General features: G+C 57.5%; 17 protein-coding genes and 1 pseudogene. 17 read left to right on the top strand and 1 reads right to left on the bottom strand.

Features of this window, described 5'->3' with window-relative positions; translation table 11 throughout:
* The first annotated feature begins 72 nt into the window (after positions 1-72).
* Both hslO and FJD38_RS08905 read left to right on the top strand, forming a co-directional pair.
* Positions 73-975 carry an Hsp33 family molecular chaperone HslO gene (gene hslO / locus FJD38_RS08915; RefSeq protein WP_146384923.1) on the top strand — a complete coding sequence of 301 codons (903 nt, stop codon included), beginning with the start codon at positions 73-75 and terminating at the stop codon, positions 973-975.
* A 179-nt stretch (positions 976-1,154) separates the two neighbouring features.
* The gene (locus tag FJD38_RS08905; RefSeq protein ID WP_122785238.1) at positions 1,155-2,696 is read left to right on the top strand and encodes a phosphoenolpyruvate carboxykinase; all 1,542 of its coding nucleotides are present in this window, start codon (positions 1,155-1,157) and stop codon (positions 2,694-2,696) included.
* Positions 2,697-2,762: 66 nt separating this feature from the next.
* Here FJD38_RS08905 and FJD38_RS08900 read toward each other — a convergent pair whose 3' ends face one another.
* Positions 2,763-3,113: a DUF1493 family protein gene (locus FJD38_RS08900; protein ID WP_146384921.1), complete on the bottom strand. Its 351-nt coding sequence runs from the start codon at positions 3,111-3,113 to the stop codon at positions 2,763-2,765.
* A 201-nt stretch (positions 3,114-3,314) separates the two neighbouring features.
* On the opposite strand from FJD38_RS08900, the gene FJD38_RS08895 reads away from it, so the two are divergent.
* The 15 genes and pseudogenes from FJD38_RS08895 (at position 3,315) to FJD38_RS08825 (ending at position 21,067) form a co-directional block, all read left to right on the top strand.
* Positions 3,315-3,584 (top strand): type II toxin-antitoxin system Phd/YefM family antitoxin, encoded by a 270-nt coding sequence (locus FJD38_RS08895; RefSeq protein ID WP_199751012.1) that lies wholly within the window; start codon positions 3,315-3,317, stop codon positions 3,582-3,584.
* A complete protein-coding gene (locus FJD38_RS08890) occupies positions 3,553-3,891 on the top strand; it encodes a type II toxin-antitoxin system RelE family toxin (protein ID WP_146384920.1) in 339 nt (112 codons plus the stop codon). The genes FJD38_RS08895 and FJD38_RS08890 overlap by 32 nt, the downstream gene beginning before the upstream one ends.
* Positions 3,892-4,008: 117 nt before the next feature.
* The gene (locus FJD38_RS08885) at positions 4,009-5,943 is read left to right on the top strand and encodes a RecQ family ATP-dependent DNA helicase (protein ID WP_146384918.1); all 1,935 of its coding nucleotides are present in this window, start codon (positions 4,009-4,011) and stop codon (positions 5,941-5,943) included.
* Positions 5,944-6,163: 220 nt separating this feature from the next.
* A complete protein-coding gene (gene hutC / locus FJD38_RS08880) occupies positions 6,164-6,895 on the top strand; it encodes a histidine utilization repressor (RefSeq protein ID WP_122785393.1) in 732 nt (243 codons plus the stop codon).
* Positions 6,896-7,236: 341 nt separating this feature from the next.
* On the top strand, positions 7,237-8,934 hold the full coding sequence (gene hutU / locus FJD38_RS08875; RefSeq protein WP_146384916.1) for a urocanate hydratase: 1,698 nt from the start codon (positions 7,237-7,239) through the stop codon (positions 8,932-8,934).
* Between the two features lie 42 nt (positions 8,935-8,976).
* Positions 8,977-10,509, top strand: coding sequence for a histidine ammonia-lyase (gene hutH / locus FJD38_RS08870; protein ID WP_167654256.1), 1,533 nt, complete (start codon positions 8,977-8,979; stop codon positions 10,507-10,509).
* A gap of 36 nt (positions 10,510-10,545) precedes the next feature.
* On the top strand, positions 10,546-11,745 hold the full coding sequence (gene hutI, locus FJD38_RS08865) for an imidazolonepropionase (protein ID WP_146384912.1): 1,200 nt from the start codon (positions 10,546-10,548) through the stop codon (positions 11,743-11,745).
* A 9-nt stretch (positions 11,746-11,754) separates the two neighbouring features.
* Positions 11,755-11,833: pseudogene (locus FJD38_RS08860) on the top strand (N-formylglutamate deformylase); the annotation flags it as partial.
* A gap of 353 nt (positions 11,834-12,186) precedes the next feature.
* Positions 12,187-13,158 carry a prolyl aminopeptidase gene (pip, locus tag FJD38_RS08855; protein WP_146384910.1) on the top strand — a complete coding sequence of 324 codons (972 nt, stop codon included), beginning with the start codon at positions 12,187-12,189 and terminating at the stop codon, positions 13,156-13,158.
* Positions 13,155-13,592: a D-aminoacyl-tRNA deacylase gene (gene dtd / locus FJD38_RS08850; RefSeq protein WP_146384908.1), complete on the top strand. Its 438-nt coding sequence runs from the start codon at positions 13,155-13,157 to the stop codon at positions 13,590-13,592. The genes pip and dtd overlap by 4 nt, the downstream gene beginning before the upstream one ends.
* Positions 13,593-13,821: 229 nt before the next feature.
* Entirely contained in the window at positions 13,822-15,546 is a 1,725-nt protein-coding gene (locus FJD38_RS08845; protein ID WP_122785229.1) for a glucan biosynthesis protein G, read from the top strand.
* A complete protein-coding gene (gene mdoH, locus FJD38_RS08840) occupies positions 15,539-18,091 on the top strand; it encodes a glucans biosynthesis glucosyltransferase MdoH (protein WP_146384906.1) in 2,553 nt (850 codons plus the stop codon). The genes FJD38_RS08845 and mdoH overlap by 8 nt, the downstream gene beginning before the upstream one ends.
* 345 nt (positions 18,092-18,436) lie before the next feature.
* A complete protein-coding gene (locus FJD38_RS08835) occupies positions 18,437-19,234 on the top strand; it encodes a transporter substrate-binding domain-containing protein (RefSeq protein WP_122785227.1) in 798 nt (265 codons plus the stop codon).
* 146 nt (positions 19,235-19,380) lie between these two features.
* Entirely contained in the window at positions 19,381-20,340 is a 960-nt protein-coding gene (locus FJD38_RS08830) for an amino acid ABC transporter permease (protein ID WP_405585342.1), read from the top strand.
* Complete coding sequence (locus FJD38_RS08825; RefSeq protein ID WP_146384904.1) at positions 20,333-21,067, top strand: amino acid ABC transporter ATP-binding protein; 735 nt, start codon at positions 20,333-20,335, stop codon at positions 21,065-21,067. Before FJD38_RS08830 ends, FJD38_RS08825 begins: the two co-directional genes overlap by 8 nt.
* Positions 21,068-21,085: the final 18 nt, after the last annotated feature.

Genomic DNA, 21,085 nt, shown 5'->3' with positions numbered 1-21,085 from the left:
GCCTGTGTGTGATGCCATATAAATCCATTAGACTCGAACCCGTTTAGTCACCTTTTTTAGAACCTTATTCCTATGTCCATGTCTCCGAAAACCGATTTCACCCAGCGTTTCATCTTCGACAACAGCGATACCCGCGGTGAACTGGCTTCGCTGGATCACAGTTATGCGGAAGTGCTGGCCAAGCACGCTTACCCAGAGCCGGTGCAGCAACTGCTGGGTGAGCTGATGGCTGCCGCTGCGTTGCTGGTGGGCAGCCTGAAGTTTGATGGCCTGATGAGCCTGCAAGCCCGTTCAGAGGGCCCGGTGCCTTTGTTGATGATTGAATGTACCAGCGATCGCGAAATTCGCGGGCTGGCCCGTTTCAATGCTGAGCAGATTACGCCTGACGCCACGCTGGCTGACCTGATGCCTAACGGTGTGTTGGCCATCACTATTGATCCGGCGGTTGGCAAGCGCTACCAGGGTATTGTCGATCTGGACGGTAAAACCCTGTCCGATTGTTTCACCAATTATTTCGTGATGTCTCACCAGGTGCCGACCCGTTTTTGGCTCGCCGCTAATGGCAAACGCGCCCGTGGCATGTTGTTGCAGCAACTGCCTGCCGAAGTGATCAAGGACGAAGACGACCGCGCTGAAAGCTGGCAGCGCCTGAACATACTGGGCGATACCCTCAAGGTTGAGGAGCTGCTGGGCCTGGACAACGAAAGCATTTTGGTTCGCCTGTTCCACGAAGAAGAACTGCGCGTATTCGCCGACGAACGTATCGAGTTCAAATGCAGTTGCTCTCGCGAGCGCTCGGGTAATGCGCTGACAAGTCTGGGCCGTGAAGATGCGCTCAATCTGGTTGTCGAACACGATGGTCACATCGAAATCGACTGCCAGTTCTGCAACGAGCGGTATTTGTTTGATGCCGCCGACGTTGACCAACTGTTCGCTGGCGCCGGTGTTGAGTCACCCTCCGATACTCATCACTAAAACGTTTCAGCCAAGGTAAAACTCCTGTCAAACCCCGTTCGCACGCGGTTCTGACAGGTGGGCCCTACTATTTTTGGGCTTTTCTGGCATAATCCGCCCCACTTTTTTCGCGGTAGTAGTGCAAACTTTTCTACTACAAAACGTTTGGCGCAATCGGCCAATGGCCGACGGGGAACCTCATGACGCAAGCTAATAAAGCCGTGTACACCGATCTGAGCATCGACGATCTGGTCAAAGAAGCGCTGAACCGTGGTGAAGGCGAGCTTGCCGACAATGGCGCACTGGTTGTTGAAACGGGCCACCGTACCGGTCGTTCACCTGCTGACCGCTTCATCGTTGAAGAGCCGACCACTCAGGCCGCAATCGCCTGGGGCCCGATCAACCGCAAGTTCCCGGCCGACAAGTTTGATGCCCTGTGGGACCGCGTCGAGGCGTTCAACAACGCGCAAGAGCATTTCGTTTCCCATGTACATGTAGGTGCTTCCGAAGACCACTACCTGGCCGTGAAAATGACCACTCAGACTGCCTGGCAGAATCTGTTCGGTCGTTGCTTGTTCATCAACCCGGCCCAGTACAACCCGGCCGGTCGCGAAGAGTGGCAAGTGCTCAATGTGGCCAACTTTGAGTGCGTGCCTGAGCGTGATGGCACGAACTCTGACGGTTGCGTGATCATCAACTTCGCGCAGAAAAAAGTGTTGATCGCTGGCATGCGTTACGCCGGTGAAATGAAAAAAGCCATGTTCTCGGTACAGAACTTCCTGTTGCCTGCGGCTGACGTACTGCCGATGCACTGCGCTGCCAACATCGGCGAAGAAGGCGACGTGACCCTGTTCTTCGGTCTGTCCGGCACCGGTAAAACCACCCTGTCCGCTGATGAAAGCCGTTACCTGATTGGTGATGACGAACACGGTTGGGGCGAAGGTGTGGTGTTCAACATTGAAGGGGGTTGTTATGCCAAATGCATCGACCTCTCCGAGAAGAACGAGCCGGTTATCTGGAAAGCCATCAAGCACGGCGCCGTGCTGGAAAACGTGGTTCTCGACGACGCCAAACACCCTGACTATGCCGATGTCAGCCTGACCCAGAACAGCCGTGCGGCGTACCCGCTGGAGCACGTTGCCAAGCGTTCCGAGAAGAACCTGGGCGGCGAGCCTAACGCGGTGATCTTCCTGACCTGCGACCTGACGGGCGTACTGCCACCTGTGTCGATCCTCAGCGAAGAACAAGCCGCTTACCACTTCCTGTCGGGTTACACCGCGTTGGTGGGTTCGACTGAAATGGGTTCGGGCAGCGGCATCAAGTCGACGTTCTCTACCTGCTTCGGCGCGCCATTCTTCCCGCGTCCGGCGGGCGAATACGCTGAGCTGCTGATCAAGCGTATCCGTGGTTTCGGCTCCAAGGTTTATCTGGTTAACACCGGCTGGACTGGCGGTGGCTACGGTGTGGGCAAGCGTTTCAACATCCCGACCACCCGTGCGGTGATTGCAGCGATCCAGAGCGGCGCGCTGATTGGCGCAGAAACCGAGCACCTGGACATCATCAACCTGGACGTGCCGAAGGCCGTGCCGGGTGTTGAGACCGTATTGCTCAACCCACGCAACACGTGGGAAGACAAAGCGGCCTACGACGAAGCGGCCAAAGCCTTGGCTGGCCTGTTTGTCGAGAACTTCAAGAAGTTCGACGTCAGCGACGCGATCAAGGCTGCTGGCCCTAAGGCATAAACCTTAGGTCAATGGGTTGATCCATAAAGAAGCCGCCTGAAAAGGCGGCTTTTTTGTGCCTGCGATTCACTCTTCAAGTGCCTGGGTATCCCAAGTCCCAGCGTTGATGGCTTGATACAACATGCCAATAGTGAGCGGCACTTTACCCTCACGACCTTTGGCTTTGCGCTTGAGGTGCGGGTCGTTTCCCGCAGGCTGGAAATAGCGATACGCATCGTAATCCGCCAGCTCCAGGCCAAAGTGCTGTTCCAGCGTTTCCATCAGGTGCTGGGCATCGCTGCCGTTGCAGCCCAGGTCCAGGTTGATGGCTGTTTGCAGGCTGACGGTCTTGTGCTCAGGTAGACCGATTTCCTCATGCAGCACCTGCATGAGTTCGCGCAAGGTGAGGGTGTCAGGCAGGTTGGCGGCGAGTTTCATCAGGTTGTATTCCTGTCCATGTGTGGATGGTCAATGAGCTATAGATGGTGGGCGTTTCAAATAGCGCCTTTAAAGGTGCCTTTAAGGGTGCTATTTTAACTGTCTATTGACCCCTTTAGCGTGTACTGGTTCGCGTCTGTCGCCAAAACCTACACGCCTGACAGATCGGTCACCCCTTAGATAAAGGCATGAGGCCCTACCATGACATTCGCCATGCTCGCTAAAGTTGCAGCGTCGGTAACAGATTTAAAGAAAGACCCTATGGGAACCTATCGCGAAAGCGGCGGCGATCCGATGGTCATACTCAACCGTAACGAACCCGCTTTTTATATCCTTTCTCCGGAGCGCTATGAATTGATGCTCGAAATAATTGATGACGTTGAACTGGCAAGGCTAGTCAATGAAAGGCGAGGCAACCCTACTGTCAAGGTCGACATAGATGAGCTTATCGCCGCCGCCGAAAAAAACTGAAGGGGATGCAGAGGGGATCAACACCTATTCCCTAGAGTTTGTCATTGAAGCAAAAAAGGAACTGACAAAGCTGGATAAGGCACTCCAAGTCCAGCTGTTGAAAAAACTCAAGTCGCGTCTTTCATCGCCGCGAGTACCCTCAGCCAAGCTTCGCAACATGCCTGACTGTTACAAGATCAAACTGCGAGCCAGCGGGGTGAGGCTGGTGTATGAAGTCGTTGATCAGCGCCTGGTCGTTCTGGTGTTGGGAGTCGGCAGGCGTGAAGATTGCGCCGTCTACCTGTTAGCCAGCAAGCGCCTTCAATAACCTTGCCCCCTTGGCCCTGTATCATCCCCCCTTCACTATGCCCCGACCTTTTCTCGATCTGTTGCAAACCCCTGTGTTAGCACCCGGCGTTTTGTAGCAATCAATGGAGTGACAGCGATGTATAACACCCTGGAACAGGTTTTCGGCTTTACCCAATTTCGTGCCGGGCAAGAGGCCGTTGTCAGTGCCGTGCTGGCCGGGCGTTCGGCGGCGGCTATTTTCCCGACAGGTTCGGGCAAATCGTTGTGCTACCAGTTATCCGCCCTGATGTTGCCGCACCTGACGCTGGTGGTGTCGCCCCTGTTGGCGCTGATGCAGGATCAGCTGGCATTTTTGCAGCGCCACGGCATTGCTGCGGCGAGTATCGATTCGGCGCAAAGCCGTGAAGAGGCCAGCGCGGTCATGGCCAAGGCCAAAGCCGGCGAGTTGAAGATCTTGATGATTTCGGTCGAGCGGCTGAAGAACGAACGCTTCCGTAATTTTTTACAACAAGTGCCCATTTCATTGCTGGTGGTGGATGAAGCGCACTGTATTTCCGAGTGGGGCCATAATTTTCGCCCGGACTACCTCAAGCTTCCCGACTACCAGCGTCAGTTCAATATTCCGCAAGCGTTGCTGCTGACCGCCACCGCAACCCCTAATGTCATTGCAGACATGCAGACCAAGTTCGCCATAGACGAAGCCGATGTCATTACCACCGGGTTCTATCGCGCCAACCTTAATCTGTGGGTCGAACCGGTTACCGGCGCGGCCAAGCGCGCGCGTCTGGTGCAGTGGATGGGTGAACGCCGCGGTCAGCCGAGTATCGTGTACGTGACCCTGCAAAAAACCGCCGAGCAGATCGCCGAACACCTCAGCCAACACGGTATCAGCGCGAACGCCTACCATGCCGGCATGCCCCACGATCAGCGTGAAAACATTCAACGCCAGTTTATGGAGGGGCGATTGAACTGCATCGTCGCCACTATCGCGTTCGGGATGGGCATCGATAAAAGTGATATTCGCAACGTGGTGCATTTCGACTTGCCCAAGTCGATTGAAAACTACAGTCAGGAAATCGGCCGCGCCGGGCGCGATGGCCAACCTTCGGACTGTCTGGTGCTGGCCAACCGTGACAGCCTTAACGTGCTGGAAAACTTTGTGTACGGCGACACGCCCGAGCTGCAAGGGATCCGCTACGTGCTTGACGAGTTGAGTGCGGCAATCCCCGAAGGGCAGTGGGAGTTCATGCTGCTGCCGCTTTCGGACAAGAGCAATATCCGTCAGCTACCGCTTAAAACCTTGTTGGTACAACTGGAACTGCGCGGGCTGATTGCCCCACGTTATGCCTACTTCGCTGAATACCGCTTCAAGTTTTTGATTGAGCCCGAGGCGTTGCTGGCTCGTTTTGAGGGTGAGCGTCAGCAGTTTGTGTCGGCCATCATCCAGACCTCCACACGCGCCCGTACCTGGGCCACGGTGAATTTCGACACGCTGTATAACCAGCATCAGGCCGACCGCAATCGAGTGGTCAAGGCGCTGGATTATTTCCAGGAGAAGGGCTGGATCGAGCTGGAAAGCAAGCAGATGACCGAGGTGTATAGCCTGCTGGTGTCGCAGTTTGATGCCGAGGCGCTGAGCCTGGAGCTTCATCAGTATTTCACCGCACATGAGCGCGGCGAGATTGTGCGAATTCACGCCATGCTGGCGTTGTTTTCCAGTGAAACGTGCCTCAGTTATCGACTGGCGCAGTACTTTGGCGACGAGCAGGCACCGCAACAGTGTGGTCATTGCTCGGTGTGCGCCGGGCAGGTGGCGCAGTTGCCTGAGCCGCCACCGTTAACGCCGCTTGTGGATAAAAACTTCGAATCCCTGTGTGGCGCTTTTATCCACAGGCATCAGGAATACACGGCAAGTTATCCCCCGGCTGAACGCTTGACCCGGTTTTTATGCGGGATCAGCGTACCGATGTTCACCAAAATGAAAGCGCGTGCCATTGCGGGCTTCGCCTCACTGGAAAACTATCCCTATGCCGATGTTCGGCGGTGGGTCGAACAACACTCCAGGGGCTAATCCAACAACTCGCGTCGCACGCTTTTTTCATCGGCATTGGCCTCAACGTGCGTCAGGCGGCCATCGGTGTTCACTGCGATTCGCACAAAGAAAACGGCCATCGGCAGCTCCTTGCTTGTAATTTGTATATACATATACGCACGTTTGCCTGCCCGCTAAACTCCGGCAAGCTGCGTCCCTTATGTCTCAACAAGGATTGCCTGTGTCGACCTCGCCCGACATGCCACTGCTGGCTGCCCACATGGGCGATAGCCCTGCGCCCCTTTACGCCCGTGTAAAGCAGATGATCACTCAGCAGATCCAGAGTGGAAATTGGCCACCCCATTACCGTGTGCCCTCCGAAAGCGAGCTGGTCAGCCAGCTGGGTTTCAGCCGCATGACCATTAACCGGGCGCTGCGCGAAATGACCGCCGACGGTTTGCTGGTGCGCATGCAGGGCGTGGGCACCTTTGTGGCCGAGCCCAAAACCCAGTCCGCATTGTTTGAAGTGCACAACATCGCCGATGAAATTGCTGCACGCGGGCACCAGCACACCTGCAAGGTCATCAGCCTGGCTGAAGAAACTGCAGGCTCGCAGCGTGCTGCTGTGCTCGACATGCGCGAAGGGCAGAAGGTGTTTCATTCGCTGATCGTGCATTACGAAAACGGTATTGCTGTGCAAATCGAGGACCGTTTCGTCAACGCCCAAGTCGCGCCGGAGTACCTCAAGCAAGACTTCACCGTGCAAACCCCCTATGCCTATTTGTCTCAAGTCGCCCCCCTGACGGAAGGCGAGCATGTGGTCGAAGCCATTCTGGCTGACCCTGAAGAATGTGCATTGCTGCACATCGAGCCGGGGGAGCCCTGCTTGCTGATTCGTCGTCGTACCTGGTCAGGTCGTCAGCCGGTCACCGCCGCCCGCTTGATTCACCCCGGTTCTCGTCATCGTCTCGAAGGGCGCTTTAGCAAATAGGGGGAGGGCACACGAGCCGCTACAGCGCGATGCCCTTCAAAATAGGCAGTCGCTGCCAAGGATTAGCGCCCTCCTGCACGCCCCAACGTGTTACCGAGTGCCCCAGAACACTACCAATCGCCCTCCAGTAACACCCGTTGTCTATACCTCTCGCTTGCACCCGATCAATTTCAAGACGCTGATCCGCCTTTATTCAGGGGCTTCACGCCCGGTCTGAATAATTTGTTGGAGCGTTCGCTGGCGTTGGTCATGTACTTGCATATGCTTGTATGTACAAGTTCATGAGGGCGCGTTGAGACCTTTCCCGTTCAGCGCTTCTGCCTACCGCTGAGGAGTGACCTGTGACTTCAACGACCCCACAAGCGCCAGCCGATTTCACTCGTCGCCGTGAAGGTGAAATACGCGCCGCCCGCGGCACTCGGCTCACGGCCAAAAGCTGGATGACCGAAGCCCCGCTGCGCATGCTGATGAACAACCTCGACCCTCAGGTGGCAGAGAACCCTGCAGAATTGGTGGTGTATGGCGGTATTGGCCGGGCCGCACGTAATTGGGAGTGCTACGACAAAATCGTCGAAAGCCTGACTAACCTCAACGATGACGAGACGTTGCTGGTGCAGTCGGGCAAGCCGGTTGGCGTATTCAAAACCCATAGCAATGCGCCACGGGTCTTGATCGCCAACTCCAATCTGGTGCCGCATTGGGCTACGTGGGAGCACTTCAACGAACTCGACGCCAAAGGCCTGGCCATGTACGGCCAGATGACGGCGGGTAGCTGGATCTACATCGGCAGTCAGGGGATTGTGCAGGGCACGTACGAAACCTTCGTTGAGGCCGGTCGCCAGCATTACAACGGTAGCCTCAAAGGCAAGTGGGTGCTGACCGCCGGTCTAGGCGGCATGGGCGGTGCTCAGCCATTGGCGGCCTCCTTGGCTGGGGCTTGCTCTCTGACTATTGAGTGCCAGCAGAGTCGCATCGATTTTCGCCTGGCCACGCGTTATGTCGATGAGCAAGCCAGCGATCTGGATGATGCTCTGGCCCGTATCGCCCACTACACCGGCGCCGGCAAAGCTATTTCTATTGCCCTGTGCGGTAACGCCGCAGAGTTGTTACCCGAAATGGTTCGCCGTGGCGTGCGCCCGGACATGGTCACAGACCAGACCAGCGCCCACGACCCGCTCAATGGTTACCTGCCCAAAGGCTGGACGTGGGAGCAGTACCGCGCCCGTGCCGTGACCGATCCGGCTGGGGTGGTCAAAGCCGCCAAAGCGTCGATGGGCGAACACGTCCAAGCCATGCTGGCTTTTCAGAAGGCCGGTATTGCGACCTTCGACTACGGCAACAATATTCGCCAGATGGCCAAAGACGTAGGTGTCGAAAATGCCTTCGACTTCCCCGGGTTTGTGCCGGCCTATATCCGGCCCTTGTTCTGCCGGGGTGTCGGTCCTTTCCGTTGGGTGGCGTTGTCGGGTGATGCTCAAGACATCTACAACACCGACGCCAAGGTTAAAGAACTGATTCCTGACGATGCGCATCTGCACAATTGGCTGGACATGGCCCGCGAGCGCATCAGCTTCCAGGGGTTGCCGGCGCGTATCTGCTGGGTCGGGTTGGGTCAGCGGGCGAAGCTGGGGCTGGCCTTCAATGAAATGGTGCGCAGCGGCGAGTTGAAAGCGCCGATCGTGATTGGTCGCGACCATCTGGACTCCGGTTCGGTGGCCAGCCCCAACCGTGAGACTGAATCGATGCAAGACGGCTCCGATGCGGTGTCCGACTGGCCGTTGCTGAACGCCTTGCTCAATACCGCCAGCGGAGCAACCTGGGTGTCCTTGCACCACGGCGGCGGTGTAGGCATGGGGTTCTCGCAGCATTCCGGCATGGTCATCGTGTGCGATGGCACGGATGAGGCAGCACAACGTATTGCCCGCGTACTGCACAACGACCCGGCCACGGGGGTCATGCGCCACGCCGATGCGGGTTATGAGATGGCCATCGACTGCGCTAACGCACAGGGTTTGAACCTGCCGATGATTAACGGCTGATAACGCGTTGAAATTTCGTCCATGCACGCCAAGGAGTTCACCGTGTTTGAGTTAAACCTGATCCCCGGCCAACTGAGCCTTGCCCAACTGCGTGATATTTATCAGCGGCCCGTGACCCTGCGTCTTGACGACAGCGCCAGTGCGCCGATTGAGGCCAGTGTGGCGTGCGTTGAGCACATCCTTGCCGAGAACCGCACCACTTACGGTATCAACACCGGTTTTGGTTTATTGGCGTCAACCAAAATCGCCAGCCAAGACCTGGAAAACCTTCAGCGCTCACTGGTGCTTTCCCACGCGGCGGGTGTTGGCGAGCCCATCAGCGACGATTTGGTGCGCCTGATTATGGTGCTCAAGGTCAACAGCCTCAGCCGAGGCTTTTCAGGGATTCGTCGCCAGGTGATCGACGCCTTGATCGCCCTGATCAATGCCCAGGTCTACCCGCATATCCCGCTAAAAGGTTCGGTCGGTGCCTCGGGTGATCTGGCGCCGTTGGCGCATATGTCGCTGGTGCTGCTGGGCGAGGGCAAAGCGCGCTACAAGGGGCAGTGGCTGGACGCAGTCAGCGCCCTGAAACAAGCGGGTCTTGAGCCGCTGACGCTGGCCGCCAAAGAAGGATTGGCCTTGCTCAATGGCACTCAGGTGTCCACCGCTTATGCCTTGCGCGGCCTGTTTGAAGGCGAAGACCTGTTTGCGGCCGCCATGACCTGCGGCAGCCTGACGGTTGAAGCCGTGCTGGGTTCGCGCTCACCGTTTGACTCGCGCATTCACGCCGCACGTGGCCAACGCGGGCAAATGGATGCGGCGGCTATTTACCGGGATTTGTTGGGCGAGAGCAGCGAGGTGTCCTTATCCCACAAAAATTGCGACAAGGTGCAAGACCCGTACTCCCTGCGCTGCCAGCCACAAGTGATGGGGGCGTGTCTGGCCCAGCTGCGCCATGGCGCCGAAGTGCTGGGTATTGAAGCCAACGCCGTGTCAGATAACCCGCTGGTGTTCGCCGAGCAGGACGATGTGATCTCCGGCGGTAACTTCCACGCTGAACCCGTCGCCATGGCAGCTGACAATATGGCGCTGGCGATTGCCGAGATCGGAGCGCTGAGCGAGCGCCGCATCTCGTTGATGATGGACAAACACATGTCTCAATTGCCGCCGTTTCTGGTGGCCAATGGCGGCGTTAACTCCGGGTTTATGATTGCTCAGGTGACCGCGGCCGCGCTGGCCAGCGAGAACAAGGCGCTGGCGCATCCGCACAGCGTTGACAGCATTCCGACGTCAGCCAACCAGGAAGACCACGTCTCTATGGCACCGTCTGCGGGCAAGCGCTTGTGGGAAATGGCTGAAAACGTACGCGGCGTATTGGCTATTGAATGGTTGGCAGCGTGTCAGGGACTGGATCTGCGCGTCGGCCTGAAAACCTCACCCAAGCTCGAAATTGCCCGCACCACCTTGCGCAGCAAAGTCGCGCACTACGACAAAGACCGTTTTTTCGCACCGGATATCGAGCGTGCTCTGCAACTGCTGGCCACGCGCTGTCTGAACGATCTACTGCCGGTTGGCATTTTGCCTAGTCTGTAGCGTTAAAGGCTGGCGTCCCAAACAAGGAAGGCTTGAATGAAAACCCTTTGGCAGCACTGCAATGTCGCAACCATGGCTGATGGCACTTACTCGATTATCGAGGATGCGGCCATCGTGACGTACGAGGGGTTTATTGAGTGGATCGGCCCACGTGTGCACGTGCCGGAGGCCGAATACGCACAGACCCACGGGCTGGAAGGTGCCTGGGTGACGCCGGGGCTGATTGACTGCCACACCCACGCGGTATTTGGCGGCAACCGCAGTGACGAATTCGAGCAGCGTCTGCAAGGGAAGAGTTATGCCGACATTGCCGCCGCCGGTGGTGGTATTGCCAGCACCGTACGGGCCACCCGTGCAGCCAGCGAAGACGAGTTATTTGACAGTGCCCGTCAGCGCTTGAACGGTTTACTGCGCGATGGCGTGACCTGTGTCGAAATCAAATCCGGTTATGGTTTGTGCCTTGAGAGTGAGCGCAAAATGTTGCGCGTAATTCGTCGTTTAGGTGCGCAATTGCCGATCACCGTTCGCAGCACCTGCCTGGCGGCCCATGCGTTACCCCCGGAGTACAGAGGTCGCGCGGATGATTACATCGAGCACATCTGCACTGAAATGTTGCCTGCACTGGCGGCTGAAGGGCTGGTGGACGCGGTGGATGCGTTCTGCGAGCACCTGGCGTTTTCCCCTGCGCAGGTCGAACGCGTGTTCAAAGCGGCCCGGCAACTGGGCTTGCCGGTCAAACTGCATGCGGAGCAGTTGTCGTCGTTGCACGGATCCAGTTTGGCGGCGCGGTATAGCGCATTGTCGGCCGATCATTTGGAGTTTATGACCGAAGAAGACGCCATCGCCATGGCCCGGTCGGGCACCGTGGCGGTGCTGTTGCCGGGCGCTTTCTACTTTCTACGTGAAACCCGGCAGCCGCCGATCGAAGCCTTACGTAAGCACGGGGTGAAAATCGCCATCGCCAGTGACCTCAATCCGGGTACATCGCCTGCGTTGTCGTTACGCCTGATGCTGAACATGGCCTGCACCCTGTTTCACATGACGCCAGAAGAAGCTTTGGCGGGCGTCACCCAACATGCCGCCACGGCGCTAGGCATGGGCGAGACTCACGGCTCGCTGGAACCGGGCAAGGCGGCTGATTTCGTCGCCTGGAACATTGATCGCCCGGCCGACCTGGCCTATTGGCTGGGCGGTGAGGTGGACAAACGCGTTGTGCGCAATGGTATTGAGCAGTAGGAGAAGCGTGTGGACATGGTTCTGACGTTTACGAGGCCGTGTGCCCTTGCTGATCAGCATGCCCCACGCGGGCTTGAAGTTGACGCCTGAGGCGTACAGCCAGGCTCAAGCAATTGCTGGCGCGGATGGTTGAGTGGGGTGCCAAGGTCAAAAGCCCCTCACCCTAACCCTCTCCCAGAGGGAGAGGGGACTGAACGGTGGTGGATGCTAGTTTTGTACCTATCAGCTCCACTTTCCTGAAGAAGGAGAGGGGACTGAACGGTGGTGGACTCAAGTCTTGCATAAATCAGCCCCCTCTCCCTCTGGGAGAGGGTTGGGGTGAGGGCCGGCCTGTGAACCCGATCCAAAGCCCATGCCCCCGACTAAGCGAATGCTCATTCCGACAATCGGGTTTATGATGCCAGACGGCAACATTTTCCAGCCTTCCCCATGGAGTGCGTAATGCAGACCTTGTTCCCGCAGATCAAACCTTACGCCCGGCATGAACTGGCTGTTGACGGGCCGCATGTGCTGTACGTTGACGAAAGCGGTACCCCCGATGGCTTGCCGGTTGTGTTTATCCACGGCGGGCCGGGGTCGGGCTGCGATGCCAATAGCCGCTGTTATTTCGATCCGGGCGTGTATCGCATCATCACCTTCGATCAGCGCGGGTGCGGACGCTCAACACCCCATGCCAGCCTCGATCGCAACACCACCTGGGACCTTGTCGCCGACATGGAGCGGATTCGTCTGTTCCTGAACATCGAAAAGTGGGTGTTGTTTGGCGGGTCTTGGGGTTCCACCTTGGCGCTGGCCTATGCACAAAGCCATGCGGAACGCGTTCATGGCCTGATTCTGCGCGGGATTTTTCTGGCCCGGCCGCAAGAAATCGAATGGTTTTATCAAGCGGGCGCCAGCCGGATTTTCCCGGATTATTGGCAAGATTACATTGCGCCTATCCCCGAAGACGAACGCCATGATTTGCTGACCGCCTTTCACAAACGTCTCACCGGCAACGACCAGATTGCCCAGATGCACACGGCTAAAGCTTGGTCGAGCTGGGAAGGGCGTGCCGCGACCTTGCGCCCCAATCCGCAAGTGGTTGAACGCTTCTGTGATCCGCATCGGGCGCTATCCATCGCTCGCATCGAATGCCATTACTTTGTGAACAACGCCTTTCTGGAGCCCAATCAACTGTTGCGCGACATGCACAAGATTGCCCATCTTCCGGGTGTGATCGTACATGGCCGTTACGACATGATCTGCCCGCTGGATAACGCCTGGGCACTGCATCAGGCGTGGCCGGGCAGCGAACTGCAAGTGATTCGCGAGGCCGGGCACGTGGCTTCAGAGCCGGGCATTACCGATGCGTTGGTGCGCGCCACCGAGCAAATGGCCAGCAGCCTGCTCAACTTGCAGCCGGACGAAGCATGAAGGGGTTATTGCAACGTGTTTCGGGTGCACGGGTAGAAGTCGCAGGAGAGGTTGTCGGGGCTATTGATCAGGGTTTGCTGGTGCTGGTTGCCGTCGAACCCGGTGACACACAAGCCAATGCCGACAAGCTGTTGCACAAGCTGCTCAATTATCGGGTGTTCAGTGATGCCGACGGCAAGATGAACCTTTCTTTAAGTGATGTTGCCGGAGGGCTGCTACTGGTATCGCAGTTTACGTTGGCGGCCGACACCCAAAGTGGCTTGCGGCCGAGCTTCTCAACGGCAGCCCCACCTGCACTGGCCGAAACGTTATTCAATCATCTGCTCAGTGAGGCCAAACGGCTTCATCCAGCGGTCGCATCAGGACGATTTGGCGCCGATATGCAGGTGCATTTGGTCAACGATGGGCCTGTTACATTTCTGTTACAAACTTAAAACGTTAAAAAACCCCGTTTTAACGTGAAAACAGTCGTTTTTCACGTGAAATACTTGCTGACAGTAGATGCGTTGTCACGCGGGCTGCTAGATAATCCCACGTTACATAGAGACTAATCCGACGCCCTAAAGGAATTATTTATTCCCTGAGGAGTCGGAACAGTGCTCGCCAACCCGGCTGTAGATCGCTGGCCGTTGGTTTCATCATCTGTTTTCGGCGAGGTTGCTCGTGATTGTTAGACCATTAAATGCACCAAAAATGTCTGCCAAGCGGTTACGCAACGCACTGGTGACGGGCTCAGCGCTTTTCTGCTTGCTCGGTGCGGGTCAACTGTGGGCCTTCAGTCTGGATGACGTGGCGGCTGAGGCGAAAAGCCTCGCTGAACAGAAGTACCAAGCACCGCGCAGCAATTTGCCCAAAGAATTCCGCGACATGAAGTTCGCGGACTACCAAAAAATTCAATTCAACCGAGAAAAGGCCCAGTGGGCGGGCGATAAAACCCCGTTCAAGCTGTCCTTCTATCACCAGGGCATGCACTTCGACACGCCGGTGAAAATCAATGAAGTGACCGCCACCAAGGTTGAAGAGATCAAGTACGACGCCAGTCGTTTCGATTTCGGCGACGTCAAATTTGACCCTAAAGCCACTGAAAACCTGGGCTGGGCGGGTTTCCGCGTGCTGTATCCGATCAACAAGGCGGATAAGCAGGACGAAATCATGACCATGCTCGGCGCGAGTTACTTCCGCGTTGTGGGCAAAGGTCAAACCTATGGCCTGTCGGCCCGTGGCATGGCAATCGACACCGCATTGCCGTCGGGTGAAGAGTTTCCGCGTTTCACCGAGTTCTGGATCGAGAAGCCAAAGCCGGAAGACAAGCATCTGGTGATTTTCGCTCTGCTGGACTCGCCTCGTGCGACCGGCGCTTACCGCTTTACCCTGCGCCCTGGCGTGGACACCGTGGTGGACGTGAAGGCGCAAATGTTCCTGCGTGACAAAGTGGGCACCCTGGGCATCGCTCCGTTGACCAGCATGTACCTGTTCGGCGCCAACCAGCCGTCCAAAGTCCTCAACTACCGTCGCGAACTGCACGATTCGTCGGGTCTGGCCATTCATGCCGGCAACGGCGAGTGGATCTGGCGCCCGCTGAACAACCCGAAACACTTGTCGGTCAGCAACTTTGCCGTCGAAAACCCGCGTGGTTTCGGCTTGCTGCAACGTGACCGTGACTTCAGCAATTACGAAGACCTTGATGACCGCTACGACAAGCGCCCAAGCGCGTGGATCGAGCCTCAAGGTGATTGGGGTAAAGGCTCTGTTGATCTGGTAGAAATTCCTACCGCTGACGAAACCAACGACAACATCGTTGCCTTCTGGAGCCCGGACACCCTGCCTGAGCCGCTCAAGCCTTTCGACTTCGCCTATCGCCTGCACTGGACGCTGGACGAAGCCGCTCTGCACCCGACTGACAGCTCTTGGGTCAAACAAACCCTGCGCTCTACCGGTGACGTCAAGCAATCCAACTTGATCCGCCAGCCGGATGGCAGCGTGGCTTACCTGATCGACTTTGAAGGCCCTTCGCTGAGCAAACTGCCTGAAGACGCTGCGGTACGCAGTCAAGTCAGTGTGGGTGACAACGCTGAACTGGTTGAAAACAACGTGCGTTACAACCCTGAAACCAAGGGCTGGCGCTTGACCCTGCGGTTGAAAATCAAAGACCCGAGCAAGGCCACGGAAATGCGTGCTGCGTTGGTTCAGGATGTCGAGCAGGCTCCTGCGGCCAAGCCGGCAGCCCCTGTCACCAAGGCTGAGAAAGCCGCAGCCAAGGCCCATGACAAGCATGCCAAGGACGCCAAAACCCCTGCGGCCGACGCAGCCCCTGCCACCCCGGAACCGGTGAAGACTGAAAAAGTCCTGACCGAGACCTGGAGCTACCAGTTGCCTGCCGATGAGTAATGTTCAAGCACGGCCAGACTCGCTTGCCGAGTACCTGGCACACTTGCCACTGAGCGAGGAGCAGCGCGCCGAACTGGCCGACTGCACCTCGTTCGATGAGCTGCATGCGCGTTTGTCGGCGCATACCGACGTGGAAACTGCCGAGGCCGCACAGGCCTCGGTGGGTTCGCGCCTTAAACTGACCTCGGCGGCTGAATTCGAAGAAGCAGAAATGCTTGTACTCGATGCCGGCGGCCGAGTGATGCTCAAGGCTACGCCTCCGATAAAACGCACCAAAGTGGTGCCTGAGCCGTGGCGTACCAATATTTTGGTACGCGGTTGGCGGCGGCTGACCGGGCGTAGTAATCCGCCCAAGCCGGCCATTGACGAGCGCGTTCTGCCCAAGGCCCGCTGGCGTACGGTGGGTTCAATCCGCCGTTATATCCTGCTGATCTTGATGCTGGGTCAAACCATCGTGGCCGGTTGGTACATGAAAGGCATCATGCCGTATCAAGGCTGGGCTTTCGTGGATCTGGACGAAGTGCTGCACCAGCCGTTGATGCAGACTGCGGTGCAAGTGCTGCCTTATGCCTTGCAGACCAGCATTTTGATCCTCTTCGGGATTCTCTTCTGCTGGGTGTCGGCGGGTTTCTGGACGGCCCTGATGGGCTTCCTTGAGTTGCTGACAGGGCACGACAAATACCGCATTTCTGGCGCCAGCGCTGGCAATGAGCCGATTCCTGAGCAGGCACGTACCGCGCTGGTCATGCCGATCTGTAATGAAGACGTGACCCGGGTTTTCGCCGGTTTACGGGCAACCTACGAATCGGTCGCGGCCTCGGGTGATCTGGATCGCTTCGACTTCTTCGTCCTCAGTGACAGTAACGACCCGGACATTTGTGTCGCCGAGCAACAGGCCTGGCTGGATGTTTGCCGCGAAACGGAAGGCTTCGGCCGGATCTTCTATCGCCGTCGTCGCCGTCGTGTGAAGCGTAAAAGTGGCAACCTGGACGACTTCTGCCGTCGCTGGGGCGGCGACTACAAGTACATGGTGGTGCTCGACGCGGACAGCGTGATGAGCGGTGAATGCTTGACCAGCCTGGTGCGCTTGATGGAAGCCACGCCAGATGCCGGCATCATTCAGACCGCGCCACGTGCGTCGGGCATGGACACCTTGTATGCACGCATGCAGCAGTTTGCAACGCGGGTATACGGGCCGCTCTTTACCGCCGGTCTGCACTTTTGGCAGCTGGGTGAATCCCACTATTGGGGCCACAACGCCATTATCCGAATGAAGCCGTTTATCGAGCACTGCGCCTTGGCGCCGTTGCCAGGTAAAGGGGCTTTTGCGGGCGCGATCCTGTCCCACGACTTTGTTGAAGCAGCGCTGATGCGCCGTGCCGGTTGGGGTGTATGGATTGCCTATGACCTGCCGGGCAGCTACGAAGAATTGCCGCCAAACCTGCTGGACGAACTCAAGCGTGACCGCCGTTGGTGCCACGGTAACTTGATGAACTTCCGCCTGTTCCTGGTTAAAGGCATGCACCCGGTGCACCGTGCGGTATTCCTGACGGGCGTGATGTCGTACCTGTCAGCCCCGTTATGGTTCTTCTTCCTGTTGCTGTCGACGGCCTTGTTGGCGGTCAACACGCTGATGGAACCGCAGTACTTTATGGAGCCGCGTCAGCTGTATCCGCTGTGGCCACAATGGCACCCGGAAAAAGCAGTTGCGCTGTTTTCGACCACTATCGTCCTGTTGTTCCTGCCCAAACTGCTCAGCATCATTTTGATCTGGGCCAAGGGCGCCAAGGAGTTTGGTGGCAAGTTCAAAGTCACGCTGTCGATGCTGCTTGAGATGCTCTTCTCGGTACTGCTGGCACCGGTGCGCATGATCTTCCACACCCGTTTTGTACTGGCCGCGTTCCTCGGCTGGGCAGCGACCTGGAACTCACCGCAACGTGACGACGACTCCACGCCGTGGAGCGAAGCGGTACGTCGGCATGGCCCGCAGACCCTGTTGGGTGCCGCGTGGGCTGCCTTGGTACTGTGGTTGAACCCAAGCTTCCTGTGGTGGTTGGTGCCGATTGTCGGTTCGTTGATGCTGTCGATCCCGGTGTCTGTGATCTCCAGCCGGGTCAAGCTGGGCCTGAAGGCGCGTGACGAGAAACTGTTCCTGATTCCTGAGGAATACGCTCCGCCGCGTGAACTGTCGGCGACTGCTGAATACACCCACGAGAACCGCTACCACGCGTTGCTCGACGGCTTTGTTCGGGCCGTGGTTGACCCGCAACAGAACGCATTGGCCTGCGCTTTGGCGACCTCGCGTCACCGTGAAGCCGAGCCGATTGAGTGGCTGCGCACCGAGCGTGTTCGCCACGCGCTTAAGGTCGGCCCGACTGGGCTCAGCAACAACGAGCGCATGGCGTTGCTCAGCGACCCCGTAGCCTTGGCGCGTCTGCACGCGTTGGTGTGGAACGAAGCGCATGAAGGCTGGCTCAGTGCCTGGCGTGAGTCGGTGACTGCCGACGCTCACGCGCCTTTATTGCCGTTGCAACCCGCGGCTTGAGTGAAATTTCGCCCGCTCTGACCGGAGCGGGCGAAACACGCTCATTTTCGTAGCAGTGGCCGCAGGCGACGTCCGATGGCGGAGCCGTCGCAAAATCAGAGAGTGCGGTGTGTCAGTCAAATCGAGCGATGAGTCTTTACGATCGCTTCGCAATCGGACGCAGCCTTCGGCAGCTGCTACGGTGCTCCCCCCCTACATCCCCCCGCTTGTCGCGCTTTTATCGCTCAAAACTCGTCTCGTTACCCTTCTGTGGGGTAGGATCCGTCTCCGAATAGGTGAGTGCCCGGTTTTGTGGCTTTTTGCCCAGGCCAACACCTTTAATTGAGTCGTGTGAGGGGAGTGAGGATGAAGGCGTTTCTATCGAAACTGTTGGTCGGGGTCACGGCTGTATTGGCGTTCAGTGCGGCCCATGCAGGCGCTATTGATGACGCCGTTAAACGCGGCACGCTCAAGGTGGGTATGGACCCGACTTACATGCCGTTCGAGATGACCAACAAACGCGGTCAGATCATTGGTTTCGAAGTCGACCTTCTCAAAGCCATGGCCAAGTCCATGGGCGTCAAGCTGGAACTGGTGTCCACCGGCTATGACGGCATCATCCCGGCGTTGATGACCAACAAGTTCGACATGATCGGCAGCGGCATGACCCTGACGCAGGAGCGTAACTTGCGCCTGAACTTCAGCGAACCCTTCATCGTTGTGGGTCAAACCCTGTTGGTGCGCAAGGAACTGGCTGACAAGATCAAGTCCTACAAAGACCTCAACGACCCGCAATACCGCCTGACCTCGAAAATCGGCACCACAGGCGAAATGGTTGCCCGCAAGCTGATGTCCAAAGCCCAGTACCACGGCTACGACAACGAACCTGAAGGTGTGCTGGACGTGGTTAATGGCAAGGCCGATGCCTTTGTCTACGACGCGCCTTACAACGTAGTCGCCGTGAACAAGTTCGGTAATGACAAGCTGGTGTTTCTCGACAAGCCTTTCACCTACGAACCTTTGGCCTTTGGTCTGAAGAAAGGCGATTACGACAGCATCAACTTCATCAACAACTTCCTGCACCAGATTCACGAAGACGGCACCTACGATCGCATCCATGACAAGTGGTTCAAAGACACCACTTGGCTTAAAGACATGGAATAAGCGTGGTTCCCTGTAGCTGCCGCCGCAGGCTGCGATAAGGCCCGAACGGGCTTCAAGATTTCAGGGCTGCTCTGCAGCCATCGCAGCCTTCGGCAGCGCCTACAAAAAAAGCTGACCGCGCTGCCCTCTACGGAAATAGTTAAGTGATCAAACAGAAAAAAGCCCAATGGCCTTGGCACGTATTGACGGTGCTGGTGCTCATCGGCCTGGCCGGTGCGCTGTATTACGCCACCTCGCTGATGTCCTATGAATGGCGCTGGAACCGTGTTCCGCAATACTTCGCCTATCAGGCAGAAGAAGCCCAACGGGCTGCTGAAACCTCCACTGTTATCGAGCTGGTGCGCAAAGGCGATACCGCCGAAGTCGTGCTGCGCGGCGACGATGGAAAAGAACAACGGCTCACCGTTGCCGACAACAGCCTGCAACTGGCCGAAGGCGACGACGTAGAAGAAGGTGAGGTGGTCGGCGTGACCCGGCACTGGGCGGCCGGGCCGTTATTGTTGGGGTTGTGGACGACCGTCTGGTTGTCGCTGGTCTCAGGTGTATTGGGTTTGATTATCGGGCTGGCCACTGGGCTGTGCCGGCTGTCGAACAACCCGACCCTGCGTGACTTGTCGACGTTGTATGTCGAACTGGTACGCGGCACGCCGCTGCTGGTACAGATTTTTATCTTCTATTTCTTTATCGGCACGGTGCTCAACCTGTCCCGCGAATTTGCCGGGATTGCAGCCCTGTCGCTGTTTACCGGGGCCTACGTGGCCGAGATTGTGCGTTCTGGCGTGCAGTCCATCGCCCGAGGGCAAAATGAAGCGGCGCGCTCGCTGGGGCTTAATGCCAGCCAGTCGATGCGTTACGTGGTGTTGCCGCAAGCATTCAAGCGCGTGCTGCCGCCACTGGCCGGGCAATTTATCAGCCTGGTCAAAGACACCTCGCTGGTGTCAGTGATTGCCATTACCGAGCTGCTCAAAAGCGGTCGTGAAGTCATCACCACTTCGTTTTCGCCGTTCGAAATTCTGTTCTGCGTGGCGGGCCTGTACCTGTTGATTAACCTGCCGCTGTCGCATTTGGCCAGCCGGCTTGAGCGGAGGCTCGCGCAAAGTGATTGAAGTTCGCGAACTGGTAAAAATCTACGATACCCGCGGGCATATCGTTCGTGCGGTGGACAACGTCAGCACCTCGGTCGCCAAAGGTGAAGTGCTGGTGGTGATCGGTCCGTCCGGCTCCGGTAAGTCGACCTTTCTGCGTTGCCTGAACGGGCTCGAGGAGTTTGACTCGGGTTCGGTCAGCATCGACGGCCTGGACCTGGCCAACCCGAAAACCGACGTCAACGCCTATCGACGTGAAGTCGGCATGGTGTTTCAGCATTTCAACCTGTTCCCGCACATGACCGTGCTGGAAAACCTCTGCCTGGCGCAAAAAGTCGTACGCAAGCGCGGCAAGGCCGAGCGTGAGGCCAAAGCCCGCGAGCTGCTGGAAAAGGTGGGTATCGGGCAAAAGGCCAATGAGTTCCCGTCACGGCTTTCGGGTGGGCAGCAGCAACGTGTGGCCATTGCCCGTGCGTTGGCAATGGACCCCAAAGTGATGTTGTTCGACGAGCCGACCTCGGCGCTGGACCCGGAAATGGTCGGTGAAGTGCTGGACGTGATGAAAACCTTGGCCCGCGAAGGCATGACCATGGTCTGCGTGACCCATGAAATGGGCTTTGCCCGAGAAGTGGCGAACCGCGTGTTGTTCTTTGACCACGGTAAATTGCTGGAAGACTCATCGCCGGAAGCGTTCTTCAACTCGCCCAAAGACCTGCGTGCTCAGGCTTTTTTGCGGCAGGTGCTTTAAAAAACCCTCACCCTAACC

The sequence above is a fragment of the Pseudomonas saxonica genome, assembly GCF_007858365.1.
Taxonomy (GTDB): Bacteria; Pseudomonadota; Gammaproteobacteria; order Pseudomonadales; family Pseudomonadaceae; genus Aquipseudomonas; species Aquipseudomonas saxonica.
The sequence above is the reverse complement of the archived record's forward strand: the minus strand, read 5'-3'. Positions and strand labels throughout refer to the sequence as shown.

Bases quoted from the DNA above. Each gene is read 5' to 3' on its own strand.
- hslO (WP_146384923.1), top strand. From the start codon at position 73: ATGTCCATGTCTCCGAAAACCGATTTCACCCAGCGTTTCATCTTCGAC.
- FJD38_RS08905 (WP_122785238.1), top strand. From the start codon at position 1,155: ATGACGCAAGCTAATAAAGCCGTGTACACCGATCTGAGCATCGACGAT.
- FJD38_RS08900 (WP_146384921.1), bottom strand. From the start codon at position 3,113: ATGAAACTCGCCGCCAACCTGCCTGACACCCTCACCTTGCGCGAACTC.
- FJD38_RS08895 (WP_199751012.1), top strand. From the start codon at position 3,315: ATGACATTCGCCATGCTCGCTAAAGTTGCAGCGTCGGTAACAGATTTA.
- FJD38_RS08890 (WP_146384920.1), top strand. From the start codon at position 3,553: ATGAGCTTATCGCCGCCGCCGAAAAAAACTGAAGGGGATGCAGAGGGG.
- FJD38_RS08885 (WP_146384918.1), top strand. From the start codon at position 4,009: ATGTATAACACCCTGGAACAGGTTTTCGGCTTTACCCAATTTCGTGCC.
- hutC (WP_122785393.1), top strand. From the start codon at position 6,164: ATGCCACTGCTGGCTGCCCACATGGGCGATAGCCCTGCGCCCCTTTAC.
- hutI (WP_146384912.1), top strand. From the start codon at position 10,546: ATGAAAACCCTTTGGCAGCACTGCAATGTCGCAACCATGGCTGATGGC.
- pip (WP_146384910.1), top strand. From the start codon at position 12,187: ATGCAGACCTTGTTCCCGCAGATCAAACCTTACGCCCGGCATGAACTG.
- dtd (WP_146384908.1), top strand. From the start codon at position 13,155: ATGAAGGGGTTATTGCAACGTGTTTCGGGTGCACGGGTAGAAGTCGCA.
- mdoH (WP_146384906.1), top strand. From the start codon at position 15,539: ATGAGTAATGTTCAAGCACGGCCAGACTCGCTTGCCGAGTACCTGGCA.
- FJD38_RS08835 (WP_122785227.1), top strand. From the start codon at position 18,437: ATGAAGGCGTTTCTATCGAAACTGTTGGTCGGGGTCACGGCTGTATTG.